This is a genomic window from uncultured Shewanella sp. (genome assembly GCF_947495455.1).
Lineage (GTDB): Bacteria > Pseudomonadota > Gammaproteobacteria > Enterobacterales > Shewanellaceae > Shewanella.
Genome location: NZ_CANLZC010000063.1, coordinates 1 through 13,329, shown reverse-complemented (window position 1 = coordinate 13,329; position 13,329 = coordinate 1). Strand labels below are relative to the sequence as shown.

Annotated in this window: 12 protein-coding genes; 7 read left to right on the top strand and 5 right to left on the bottom strand. The window is 39.6% G+C overall.

The genetic code is table 11. The features are described 5' to 3' along the window. Window positions 1–123 precede the first annotated feature (123 nt). Window positions 124–1,044, top strand: coding sequence for a hypothetical protein (locus tag Q0791_RS15715; RefSeq protein ID WP_299008331.1), 921 nt, complete (start codon window positions 124–126; stop codon window positions 1,042–1,044). 135 nt (window positions 1,045–1,179) lie between these two features. Beyond that, entirely contained in the window at window positions 1,180–1,404 is a 225-nt protein-coding gene (locus Q0791_RS15710; protein WP_299008382.1) for a DUF1289 domain-containing protein, read from the top strand. A gap of 22 nt (window positions 1,405–1,426) precedes the next feature. On the opposite strand, the gene Q0791_RS15705 is transcribed toward Q0791_RS15710, so the two are convergent. The 5 genes from Q0791_RS15705 to Q0791_RS15685 all read right to left on the bottom strand — a co-directional run bounded on the left by Q0791_RS15705 (window position 1,427) and on the right by Q0791_RS15685 (window position 7,727). Beyond that, window positions 1,427–1,786 (bottom strand): YajD family HNH nuclease, encoded by a 360-nt coding sequence (locus tag Q0791_RS15705; protein WP_299008329.1) that lies wholly within the window; start codon window positions 1,784–1,786, stop codon window positions 1,427–1,429. Between the two features lie 102 nt (window positions 1,787–1,888). Further along, on the bottom strand, window positions 1,889–2,599 hold the full coding sequence (gene phoU, locus Q0791_RS15700) for a phosphate signaling complex protein PhoU (RefSeq protein ID WP_299008326.1): 711 nt from the start codon (window positions 2,597–2,599) through the stop codon (window positions 1,889–1,891). Between the two features lie 239 nt (window positions 2,600–2,838). Beyond that, window positions 2,839–3,654, bottom strand: a complete 816-nt coding sequence (gene pstB / locus Q0791_RS15695) for a phosphate ABC transporter ATP-binding protein PstB (RefSeq protein ID WP_299008379.1) — start codon at window positions 3,652–3,654, stop codon at window positions 2,839–2,841. Between the two features lie 84 nt (window positions 3,655–3,738). Continuing rightward, window positions 3,739–5,391: a phosphate ABC transporter permease PstA gene (gene pstA, locus Q0791_RS15690; protein ID WP_299008323.1), complete on the bottom strand. Its 1,653-nt coding sequence runs from the start codon at window positions 5,389–5,391 to the stop codon at window positions 3,739–3,741. 74 nt (window positions 5,392–5,465) lie between these two features. Then, window positions 5,466–7,727: an ABC transporter permease subunit gene (locus Q0791_RS15685; RefSeq protein WP_299008321.1), complete on the bottom strand. Its 2,262-nt coding sequence runs from the start codon at window positions 7,725–7,727 to the stop codon at window positions 5,466–5,468. Between the two features lie 176 nt (window positions 7,728–7,903). Here Q0791_RS15685 and Q0791_RS15680 point away from each other — a divergent pair, with 176 nt between their 5' ends. From Q0791_RS15680 to Q0791_RS15660, 5 genes are all read left to right on the top strand, one after another. After that, window positions 7,904–8,401: an ACT domain-containing protein gene (locus Q0791_RS15680; protein WP_299008376.1), complete on the top strand. Its 498-nt coding sequence runs from the start codon at window positions 7,904–7,906 to the stop codon at window positions 8,399–8,401. A gap of 522 nt (window positions 8,402–8,923) precedes the next feature. Next, entirely contained in the window at window positions 8,924–9,745 is an 822-nt protein-coding gene (locus tag Q0791_RS15675) for a DUF2797 domain-containing protein (protein WP_299008319.1), read from the top strand. A 404-nt stretch (window positions 9,746–10,149) separates the two neighbouring features. After that, window positions 10,150–11,073, top strand: a complete 924-nt coding sequence (locus Q0791_RS15670) for a triacylglycerol lipase (RefSeq protein WP_299008317.1) — start codon at window positions 10,150–10,152, stop codon at window positions 11,071–11,073. Between the two features lies 1 nt (window position 11,074). Continuing rightward, on the top strand, window positions 11,075–12,031 hold the full coding sequence (locus Q0791_RS15665; RefSeq protein WP_299008315.1) for a lipase chaperone family protein: 957 nt from the start codon (window positions 11,075–11,077) through the stop codon (window positions 12,029–12,031). Between the two features lie 481 nt (window positions 12,032–12,512). Beyond that, window positions 12,513–13,172 carry a two component system response regulator gene (locus Q0791_RS15660; protein ID WP_299008313.1) on the top strand — a complete coding sequence of 220 codons (660 nt, stop codon included), beginning with the start codon at window positions 12,513–12,515 and terminating at the stop codon, window positions 13,170–13,172. Window positions 13,173–13,329 lie beyond the last annotated feature (157 nt).

Sequence of the window (13,329 nt, the reverse complement as noted above, 5' to 3'; positions counted from 1 at the left end):
ACCGACATTAACCTTATTATCAAAGAATATTTTGATATTCGATAATAAGCGACCATCTGATATGGATACATCGGATAGTGCAAGTTGAGAAAGCTTGTCATCACTAAAGGAATAGGACTCATTATGAAAACACGTTTTAAAAAAACAGCACTGGCGTGCTCCACACTTTGTACAGCCTTATTAACGGCTCCCATGGCCAATGCCCTTGATGTCGTGATCATCATAGACACAACGGGCAGCACAGGTGCATTATTACCTAATTGGCAAACTCGAATGCAAGAAGAAGTCATTGATCAATTTCGCTTAGCCGATCCCCATACTCGTTTTGCATTGGCCTCACATCTAGATTTTCCTTTCTCCCCTTACGGCGGCAGTGATGAATATGCCTACAGTCTGGATGCACAACTAGACAGCAATACAGAGCCTTTCATTGATGCACTCAATAACTTAGAGTCTGGCTGGGGTGGCGATGGACCAGAATCACAATTAGAAGCACTGTATCAAGTCACTACGGGTCACGGACGGGATCTTAACAATAATGGTAGCTTTTTAGACCAAGGTGATATCGCCCCCACTAATACCGGATTTAATGATAATTCCCCTTCTATTATTATTCACTTTACCACACCACCCGTGTTTCATAACGAGCCTTTTGAACCTGACTATCCTTATTCGGGTGTCATCAATCACCCCGCTGATTTCGATGCTGTGCTCAGCGCTATGATGGGCAAAAATGTGATTTATTATCAAGTAGAGCCCAATGCGCTTCCTTCAGAAGCAGGCGCCAGCGTATATATGGATTCTCAGCTACAGCAACCCTTGAGTATTAGCCTTGCTCAGGCAAAATTATCAGCCAGTTCAACACCTGGAGAACGCTTAGCTCAAGCAACGGGTGGCGATGTTCTCAATGTGGGCAGCGATCTCTCTGGCCTTGCAGAGGCCATTGAAGATATAGTAGAAGAAGTCCGTCCCTGCCCCGCTGGACAAGTGCCAGTATACTTGCCCTGGGCAACCTATTGCGTGCCAGATCACGGTGATAAATAACCTAAATATTGATAAGGATCTATAGGCCGCTGAATTAAGCGGCCTTTCCAACAAAATATCATTTTCTCACCATAAAGTGGTAAGCTACACTGACCGTATTTTTAGTTCTAAGGCATTAACTTGAGCAAAACAAAAATCGATTCTCCCTGCGTAGCCCATTGCGGCTTAGATCAGGATGATTACTGTATGGGGTGTTTTCGCCACATAAATGAAATTGTGGCTTGGAGCAGTGCAAGTAATAAACAAAAAAGCCAAATTATTGCCAAGCTGCCCTTGAGAAAAAAACAAATGCAAGGTGGGGAGAACACACAATTGATCAGCCGAAAAAAATGGCTCGCAGCTGAAAAACGTCTGAAATAAAACTTCAAACGTTTTTCTCTCACTATTTTTTATTCATCATACTCTTGAGATCGGCAAAAGGATTATAGGTCGCCGATTCCACTTTGGTCTCTGTTGTCGAACCATATTGGATCAACTCTTCAAATTTAGCGTGTTCATTATCATGGCAAAAAAGACATAACAATTCCCAATTAGAGCCATCACTAGGATTATTATCATGATTATGATCTCTGTGATGCACGGTTAATTCACGCAAATTTGAATGCGTAAACTCACGGGTACAACGTCCACACACCCATGGGTATAATTTTAAGGCTTGCTCTCGATAACCCATTTCACGTTTGGCTTTATACTCTCTGGCTTCTGCCAATACTCTATCTAATTTACTTTGACCTGTAGACATAATTTTATTTCCAATACCATCCTGCCAAGATAGTAACATTTAAAAAAAATCAAAACACCCAGCTGAACTTGAAATAAGAATCCCTCAAACCCCTTCAATGAGCTATAAATCGAGATCTTTTTCCATTTCTTCATATGAAATATGGCGTACATCCTTACCTTTTACATAGTAAATAATGTACTCACAAATATTTTGACATCTATCCCCTACCCGCTCAACCGCTCTCGCAGCCCAAAGCACATCAAGTACTTCAGGAATAGCGCGAGGATCTTCCATCATATAAGTCATAAGCTGGCGAATAATGCCTTCATATTCACGATCAAGTTTTGAGTCTTCTTTATGTAATTCTAACGCCACTTCGGCATCCATTCGCGCCAATGCATCTAAAGTCGCATGCAGCATACGTATTGCATGCCGTCCCATATTTTCAATACTGACCAATAAAGGCTGCTGATTTTTAAGCCTTTTATCTAATGCTGTTTTGGCTATTCTGACACATGCATCACCAATACGCTCAAGATCGGTAATCGTTTTCGTAATCGCAATAATAAGCCTTAAATCACTGGCCGCAGGTTGTCGTTTAGCGATGATCCGCGCACATTCTTCATCAATAGTCACTTCCATACCATTAACTTGATGATCCCCTGCAATGACTTTTTGAGCCAACTCACCATCAAGGGCTGATAACGCATTCAATGCTTGTTCTAATTGACGTTCAACTAAGCCCCCCATAGTTAATACACGATTACGGATATCATCCAACTCGGCATTAAATTGACCTGAGATATGTTTGTTGAGATTCATATTTTCCATATTTATTCAGCCTTAATCTCTACCCGTTGAAGTGAAACTGAGTTGATATATCCATTATGATCTTTATCCTTTTCCATATTTATTCAGCCTTAATCTTTACGCGTTGAAGTGACACTGAGTTGATATGTCCCTTATGATCTTTATCCTTTTCCATGTTTATTTAGCCTTTATATCTATGCGCTGAGTTTAAATGAAACTCAGTCGCTCAGTTGTTTGTCCATAATGCTCTTTATCGAACACTAACCATAACGCCCAGTAATATAATCTTCCGTTTTACGTTGCTTAGGAGTAGTAAAAATACTGTTGGTATCTCCATATTCAATAAGCTCACCCATATACATAAAAGCAGTTTGATCGGATACCCGTGCCGCTTGCTGCATATTATGCGTCACGATAACAACAGTGTATTGGCTCTTTAATTCAGTGATCAACTCTTCAATTGTTAACGTTGAAATGGGATCTAAGGCGGACGTGGGCTCATCCAGTAACAAAACTTCTGGCTCAATCGCGATAGCTCGAGCAATCACGAGTCTTTGTTGTTGCCCTCCCGATAATCCAAACGCATTATCGTGTAACCTATCTTTCACTTCATCCCAAATAGCCGCACCACGCAGCGATCGCTCTGCGGCATCGTCCAACTCTCGACGGTTATTGATCCCTTGTAACCGTAAACCATAAACCACATTTTCATAAATAGACTTAGGAAAAGGATTAGGTCTTTGAAACACCATGCCAACATTACGACGAAGGGCAGCAACATCGACTTTTTTATGATAAATATTTTGCCCGTTAAGTAAAATTTCACCTTGAATATGACAATTTTCGACTAAATCATTCATACGGTTAATGCAGCGCAGTAAGGTTGATTTACCGCAACCACTGGGCCCGATAAACGCCGTGACTTGATTAGTGGGAATTTGCATCGACACATCAAATAAGGCCTGTTTCTCACCATATTTTAAATTGAGACGTTTAATTTCAAGTGCCATTTGCGCCTGACTCAATGGAGTCAAATCTTGTTTTTCTTTATTACTTGAACTGCCTACTGAAATCATATTCATTCCTATCACTTAAGGATAAGGCTTATTCGCCTTAAGCTATATCAATTTTGCTAAAATCTATTTATGTCCACCTAACGCTTAATGCTCAAGTGAGCGATACTTCTCGCGTAAATGATTTCGCACACCGATTGCCGTTAAATTTAAACCTACAATCACAGACACTAACAGAAAAGACGTGGCGTACACTAAAGGCCTTGCCGCTTCCACATTAGGGCTTTGAAAACCCACATCATAAATATGAAAACCTAAGTGCATGAGCTTCCTATCCAAATGAACAAAAGGAAAATTCATATCGACAGGCAAGGTCGGCGCTAACTTCACCACGCCCACAAGCATCAGTGGTGCCACTTCTCCTGCCGCACGTGCCACAGCTAAAATCAGCCCAGTCATAATGGCGGGACTCGCCATAGGAATAATGATCCGCCATAAGGTTTCAGCCTTAGTGGCTCCTAATGCAAGACTACCTTGCCTCACCGAGCTGGGAATACGACTCAAGCCTTCTTCAGTGGATACTATGACCACAGGTAAAGTTAAAATCGCCAAGGTAAGTGCCGACCAAAGCACGCCAGGAGAGCCAAAGGTGGGGGCGGGCAAGGCTTCTGGATAAAACAAAGCATCAATAGAGCCCCCCAACATATAAACAAAAAAGCCCAACCCAAAGACACCATAAACAATGGAAGGCACACCCGCTAAATTAATCACAGCAATGCGAATAAGTTTAGTCACGAGTCCCTTTTTAGCGTATTCATGCAAGTAAATCGCCGCCACGACCCCAAAAGGTGTCACAATAACCGCCATTAACAGCACCATAAACACAGTACCAAAAATGGCCGGAAAGACACCTCCTTCTGTATTGGCTTCGCGAGGATCTTGGCTAATAAATTTCCCCACTCCAGTAAACCAATGCCCCACTTTATCAATAAAACTCAATTGATTAGCATAGGTGATCCCCAAAATAGAATCTAAAGGCAAAGTCACTTCTTTACCTCGCATATCTTTAATAATTAATGCATCACGTGCCGCTTGCTTTCGTAAATCAAAAAAGCGCGCTTCTAATTGTTTATATTCTGCATCCAATTGGGCCTTTTGTTGTGCTATGGACGCCTTTTTCTCACTCGTCAACCCATTATCTAGCTCATAGCCTCTTTCTTTGAGTCTCAACTTCTCTAATCGGTAATTAACAGCTCCTATCTCACCTTTTTGTAATGCGTGAGCTTGATCATTGAGTTTTACCGCTCTATCAATATGCTTTTGCAATAATTGAGGAAAATTGTTACTCGTCAATCGAGTCCCATTTTCCACAACAGCAATGGGAAAACCTAAAAAGTCCCCGTTTTTATTTCTTTCTATCACCGCCACATCTTTGGGTTGAGAACGGGAAATAATATCAGTGGCTAAGATCCAACGAAAATCTAAATCAACAAACTCACGATTGCCCGTTTTGATCAAATACCGTGTGACAGTTTGACCCACATTCGGTGCTAATTCTCTACCGGCAGCCATTAGCCTTTCTACTGGTACATTCTCTGAATCATAAATTTCACCAATTAAGCTGTACTGCTGACCTTGCTCATCTTTTAATTGCCACTGATAAATATTGTCTGGCCAAAAATAGCTCAATCCTTTGGCCGCAATTAACAGCAATAATCCTAATACCGCAAGCAAACAAATACTCACCGCACCACTGGTCATCCAAATCCAAGGAGAGCCTGATTTAAACCACTTACCCATTACTCCACCCTCACACAATCATTAGCGACAAAGTATTCACAAGGTTTATTATTTCCATTCATTATTATTATCCATTACAGTGAGCTATAACGATCGCGTAAACGCTGTCTCACAACTTCAGCAAGCGTATTAAAGACAAAGGTGAAAATAAACAACACAAAAGCGGCTAAAAATAACACTCTATAATGTGAACTCCCTATTGCCGATTCAGGCATTTCAACCGCAATATTTGCCGCCAGTGTGCGCATGCCCTGAAAAACGCTCCATTCCATAATCGCCGTATTACCCGTTGCCATCAGAACAATCATGGTTTCTCCCACAGCACGCCCCAATCCCATCATCACAGCGGAAAAAATCCCAGGACTGGCCGTTAACAATACCACTCGAGTCAAGGTTTGCCAGGTGGTGGCACCTAATGCTAAGCTGCCATTCGATAAATGCCGAGGAACAGAAAAAACCGCATCTTCGGCTATCGAAAAAATCGTTGGAATAACCGCAAACCCCATGGCAATCCCGACCACTAAGGCATTGCGTTGATCAAAAGTAAGCCCTAATACATCTGTAATGTAAAGGCGAGTATCACCGCCAAAGAAGATCACCTCCAAAGCAGGACTTATCGCAAAGGAAAACCAAGTGATAAAACAAATAACGGGTAATAATAATAACTCTTGATAAGTCTCTGGTAACCTTTGCTTCCATTTAACCGGTAATTTATACCAAGCAAAAGCCGTTGCAAGAATCGATAATGGCAAGAGAATGAGTAACGTTAATATACCCGGCAGATGATCTTCAATTAATGGCGCTAACCAAAGTCCCGCTAAAAAGCCCAAAATGACCGTTGGCAAAGCCTCCATTATCTCAATCGTCGGTTTAACTATTCCACGCACTTTTGGCGACATAAAATAAGCGGTATATATGGCGCCAGCCAAGGCCAATGGTGTCGCAAATAACATGGCATATAATGCTGCTTTTAATGTGCCAAAGGCCAAAGGTGTTAAACTCAACTTGGCTTCAAAATCATCAGAACCCGACGTTGACTGCCACAAATATTTTGGCTCAGGATAACCCTCATACCAAACCTTGTCCCACATGGCACTCCAAGACACTTCGGGGTGATCATTTTTTACACTAAACAAATGCAGTTGATGATTAGACTCGACGACCAAAGCATTCGCTCTTGGACTAAACCCTAGGGCTGTAGACTGGCTTAAATCAAGACTCTTTGAGTGATAACGCTTTGAAAATAGTTCACGTTGACTCGTCGTGTACAATAATGATAAGCGCCCTGTTTTATCAAGAGTTGCAAATCCTTTGCGGTAGAATTCACTAGCGATCACACTCAATTGACCGTCTATATGAAAATCTCTGATCTCTTGATATTGTCGACCTTTGGCACCATTCACTTGAAAATATTGTTGAATAAGTCCATCATCATAACTTACGAGTATTGAACTGGCCCCCGCTAATAAGCTCACACCACTCACTTTCACTTTTGTTCTGCCCAGCTCAAGCACTTGCATCAAAGAAACGTCATTGACATCATCAATATCATAAACAAACAGTTTATTATTAGCGCGAAGTAATAGCTGTTTTTGATCCGGCAGCATCAACTCTTGCTGCACGTTAACAGGGGCATCAGGTAACATAGCTTGAGTCGATCGCCACTCAATCTCCTCCGTCAGCATGTTCTCTTCCCCTTCTTCACGAATAAGATGCCAGCCTCCTTTTACATCCTGATAAACAAAACTCATTTTATCTTCGGAAAAGTCAAAGGCTAAATGAGCAATCGCCCCCCCTTGTGGGTCTAACGTGAGCGGCTGCTCCCCCGCAGGATAACTCAGCTTAGGTGTAATGATTTTCTTATTATTTGGATAACTGACATTAAAATTCACACGGACTAATATGAGCTGCCCATTACTCAAGCCAAGGGCAAACAGCTGCTTACTGGCAACCGAAGTTGCACTTGATACGACCAAAGCCCCTTGGGGTAATGCCACTTGTTGTTCACTGACTAACAGCCCTGTTTTCGTGCTGTAAAAGTCCGCTCGACCCTGTTTAGAAACACGATATAGCAATTGATTTTGCTCATCCGTGCCCACCATAAGGGCTGGTGTGTTATCTGCTTCATCAAGGCTAATCACTGGCACAAGATTCGCACCATCAAAAATAGGTTTAATCACATATAATAAATAGAAAAAAATCAGTAATAATGCGACAAACACCATAGTGCCACCAATAGTGACACTGACTTGCGTTAATCTATCCTTAATTGCTCTTCGAGTACTGCCCTGTGCAAACAACACATTTTTGGTGGCTAAAGCAGACTGATTTCCCATTAAAAACCTCTATTTCTTATTATAACCAGTCAACTTTTAACTGGGATTATCTCGGTGACTATGTTAACAGTAATACAGAGCTAACAGAGCGAAACAAATACACATGCTGAGCGCTGCATTATATGACGCAAAAATGACACTATTGTTACAGGGCATAATTAAGGAGCCAGATGAAAATGTTAAGATATCTTATAACATTGCAAGCCACTGATAAAGAAGGACTAATAGAAGAAATTGCAAACAAAATAAGCCGCTATGGTGGTAATTGGTTGGATTCCGAAATGTGCTCTATCGATGGCATTTTCGCGGCGATACTCCAGATAGAATTATCACAAACTCATTGGAATGATCTCCTCAAGGATTTATTGGCCATCGATACCCTCAGTCTGACACACGCTCAAACCAGTAAACTAGAAACAGATCTGAAACAAGTACAGTTTCGCTTAGTCGCTGATGACCGTATTGGCTTAGTGCAAAACATTTCAAATAAGCTACATGCATTAAATATTAATATTGAACGTTTTAGCAGCCAATACGAAACCGCAAGTCATACTGGAATTGCCTTATTTCGAGCAGACTTTACAGTCAGCATCAAAGATGAACAAGAAGAAGAGCTCACTCAAGCACTTTATGACATAGGTGATGATGTCGTGCTCGATAAAATAGAAGAGTAGCCTTTCTTTCCAAGCGCTCTATGACATAGGTGATGATGCCGTGCTCGATAAAATAGAAGAGTAGCCTTTCTTTCCAAGCGCTCTATGACATAGGTGATGATGTTGTGCTCGATAAAATAGAAGAGTAGCCCTTCTTTCCAAGCGCTCTATGACATAGGTGATGATGTCGTGCTCGATAAAATAGAAGAATAGCCTTTCTTTCCAAGCGCTTTATGACATAGATGTTAATGTCGTGCTCGATAAAATAGAAGAATAGCCCTTCTTTCCAAGCACTTTATGATATCGCAAGCGCTTTATGACATAGGTGTTGATGTCGTGCTCGATAAAATAGAAGAGTAGCCTTTCTTTCCAAGCGCTTTATGACTATAGATATTGATGCCGTGCTCGATAAAATAGAAGAATAGCCTTTCTTTCATAAGGCATATGACAACAAATATGCCTTCTTTCTCATATAATCTTCCTCCATCTTCTCCCTTTAATGATAAAATATCCCTTCATTCCAAATAATAAATGAACAATGTTATGTTAGGAACGCTAAAAAAAATGTCTGCCGAGCTTGATGACAATCAACTTGTGCAATATCACCTTCCTGTTGGTGATCAATATCTTGATTTAAATCCGCTAATAGGAAAGCATCTCACACTCAATCATACGGGCAATATTTTCTGTAGTCATTGCGGAAAAAAAACGAAAAAAAGTTACTCCCAAGGCCATTGCTATGTGTGTATGCAAAAACTGGCTAGCTGTGACATGTGCATTATGAAACCTGAAACCTGTCACTATGATCAAGGTACATGTCGAGAACCCAGTTGGGGAGAAGCCAACTGCTTGACTTCACATTATGTTTATCTCTCTAATACATCAGGCCTTAAAGTCGGGATCACTCGGCACACGCAAATTCCCACTCGCTGGATAGACCAAGGAGCGACACAAGGTTTACTTATTTTCAAAGTAGCGACCCGCTTCATTTCAGGTTTAGTGGAAATTGAACTCGCAAAAATGATCGCTGATAAAACCAACTGGCGCACTATGCTCAAAGGTAATGCGAAAGATCTCGATCTTAAAGCGCAAGCACAACACCTTATTCCACAAATAAAAACGCAACTACAGCACATCATAGATGTGCACGGCCCACAAGCCGTTGTGCCATTAGATGTCGCAAGTCAAAAAATTACCTTTCCTATTGAAAGCTTACCAACAAAAATTAGCTCCCATAACTTCGATAAAAATCCAACGGTAAGTGGTATTTTACAAGGCATTAAAGGCCAATATTTACTTTTTGATACTGGCGTCATTAACATCAGAAAGTTTTCATCTTATGAAGTGGCTGTCACTACTGATTAACCCTTTTCAGCCAGTGCTCACCACTTGAATCACTGGCTCCCTTATACTCGGCTTTTCATTTTGAAACACAAATATCAATCTGATCCTCCCCTTTTTTACAAGCATTCTGGTATGACCAGATGTCATACTAAAGGCCTAAGTGAGATCCATCATCAAAACACACTTGAATTTAAACTTAAGATTAAAAACTAAAAAATCAATAACTTAAAAAAAACACTTGTTTAAAACACTGCGTACCTTTCAAGACTTTAATTTTGAAAGATAAAAATAAACATTGCCCCTTGATATATTTTGTCTTACTAATATATAAGTTGCAATTTGGTAATAATAACAAAAATAAATTACAAAACTGTGACAAAAACGTTATTTTTATTAACTGCAGTACGATATTTTTGGGGAATATCATGAAAAAATGGATGAAAGTCATTTCAGTAATACTATTGTGTTTTACTGGCGCAAGCTATGCAGGAAATCATACCACCGATACTAAATATCCCATTGTGATGGTTCATGGACTATTTGGCTTTGATGATATATGGGGATTAGATTACTTTTATGGGATCCCTCAAGCACTAAAGGAGAATGGAGCGGATGTTTATATTGCATCGGTTTCACCTTCTAATACTACCGAAGTCAGAGGCGAACAACTCAGAACCTATATTCAAGGTGTCATCGCATTAACTGGTAGTGAAAAAGTTAACATTATTGGCCATAGTCACGGTGGTCCAACAGCACGCTATGTTGCTAGCGTCAGTCCAGAGCTTGTTGCTTCAGTCACATCCGTTGGCGGCGTCAACTGGGGCAGCACCTTTGCCGATGTCGCAAGAGGAGCGGTTCCTTATGATTCCAGCCTAGAATGGATTATAGAACAAGCATTTGATTCACTCGCTATTGTTATAGCCGGATTATCTGGTGCTGGAGATTTACCGGCAGATAGTCTAGCAATGGTTGATTCACTGACAACTGAAGGCTCTATTAGGTTTAACAACCTCTATCCAGAAGGCATGCCTACGCAATACTGCGGTGAAGGCGAAATGCTCGCAAACAATGGCGTTCACTATTTTTCATGGTCTGGCGCCGATCCTATGACTCATGTTTTAGATGCTGGGGATTATGCATTGTCATTGATAAGCACCTTATTTAATGAAAAAAATGATGGACTCGTTTCTAGCTGCAGTTCACATTTAGGCAAAGTCATTCAAGACGATTATAAGATGAACCATTTAGATGAGATTAATCAATTTTTTGGGTTAGTCAGCTGGTGGGAAACGAATCCCGTGAATATCTATCGTCAACATGTTAACTATCTTAAAAGTTTAGGATTATAATATGAGCTTCCTACAATCAGTTCGAGACTATAAATACAGAGTCATATTAGCCTTATTGATTGTAGGTTTTTTCCTATGGCATTTATTCTTAAAACCAGATGAGCCTTTGAATACGCCCATCAGTCAACAGGTCTTTCATTCGACAATAGAAAAAGCTAATAGCCAAGTTCTCTCAAATAATAAAGGACTAGAGATCACTCACCACGGCAGCCCACTCACCATCAATCGAGCCCTTCGCACGCGCTTTGATGACATTATTTTTACCCTTCAACAGACATCCAATCTAACGACTTTTCCAACGAGTGCATTAACAGCGTTAAGCCAAGAATTCGACCTTTCATTTGATGCAAACAGAATATTATTTGATCTTTTTTCTCGATACAAAGATTACACTCAAGCCATTGCTCAACTAAAACATCAAGGTCCAGAATTAGGTGAAACAATAAACTTAAATGCGATGCATAATTTTATAAAACAAATCAATATGTTACAAACTGAATTTTTTAGTGATCTTGAAATAGATGCATTTTTTAAACAAGATGCTCAATATGCAGAACAAACCTTAGAACGCATTAGTATTAGACAAGATCCCAGCCTCACCAAAGAACAAAAAACAGAATTAATCCAACATCACATTAATCAACTCAATGACAAAGACCGCAATGCATTACAACCCAGTTTAAATGCTAATAAAGTCGCAAAACACATTGATAGTACTAATGTCATCGCACTCGATATGGATCCAGATACGATATTACGAGCAGAGAAAATACAAGAGGAAAATCGAAAATGGAAAGAAAAAGTCATTAATTACCAACACTATATCGATGAACAAAATAGCAAAGGCATTCCTCAAGACGTCATCACACACAAGCTTGATGCTTATTTAAGTGAAAACTTTACGCAAAATGAATTGAAACGTTTAAAAGTGTTTCTAGCGCATCCAGAACTGTTATAAAATAAGACACTGTAAAAACGAAAGAAAAAATAGGTAATAAACAGTTTTTTATAAGTCCCATATTCACTTAACGCTATAGAATTAACAATATTACCCTTCTTAACTTGCAAAAATAATGAATGATAAATAAATTAAAACTTTATTACTCTTTAATTACAAATAAATAACAGAGTAAAAAAAATATAAAATACACATTTAAGATGAAAAAACAAAAACAACAACAAATAAGATAAAATTGTTTAACAAGATGTAAATTTATTAGTTAACTTCACATATTTAAAGTATTATTCACAAGTCATCAATCAATTAAAAAACTTATTCGATATAGATTTGACATGAGCCAAAAAAGGGAGTTAAATGCCTTTAATTATCACAATGAATATAACTTAATCTTCTTCATTACATGCTAAAATAACATTTCAGCTTCCGACATATTAAACAACAACATCACATCAACTGGTAACGTTGTAAGGATACAGTTATGACATTTACAAACAAAAATATAACTAAGCTCTTCGTTGTTGACGATCATTCACTCATTTTTGATGGATTAAGAGGCTTTCTCTCTTCATACCCAGAATTCGAATTTGTCGGTTTTGCTGAAAATGGTCTCTGTGTTTATGATAACTGTTTAAAACTTCAACCCGATCTTATTTTTATCGATCTCAAACTTCCAGGTATGTCGGGCATTGATGTCATAAGGCAATTAAGGCAACGATGGCCTGAAATGATGATTATTGTATTAACGGCCTCAGTGGACGAAAAAAGTGCCAGAGAAGCATTAGACGCCGGCGCAAACGGCTATGTCATCAAAAACAGTCCAAAAAATACATTATTAGCCGCAATAAAGTGCGTCGCAAGGGGAAAAGTATTTTTAGATCCCAGTTTAAACGCTAAACAAGTAGAAGCCCTTAAAGACGTATCAGATGGTGATATCCCCTTGTTAACACCAAGAGAAAAACAAGTCTTAAAGTTAATTTGTGAAGGTTTACGTAATCGCGATATTGCAGAAAACTTAGTGATCAGTTTAAAAACAGTAGAAACTCACAGAATGAATCTTATGCAAAAACTGGATGCCCATAATGTCGCCAACCTTATTCAATGGTCTCAGCGCATGGGAATGAATTCACTCAGTCATTAAAATGCTTTGACCCACTCCTTTGACCACTCCACTCTATGTAACTCTCTTCAAATAACAAGTAAGAGAGTTATACCAATTCCACTATATAAGTGATCTTTCAGCGGGAATTCAACATGCTGTAGGCAAGGTCGTTAATTGCTCCTGCATTAACAGACAG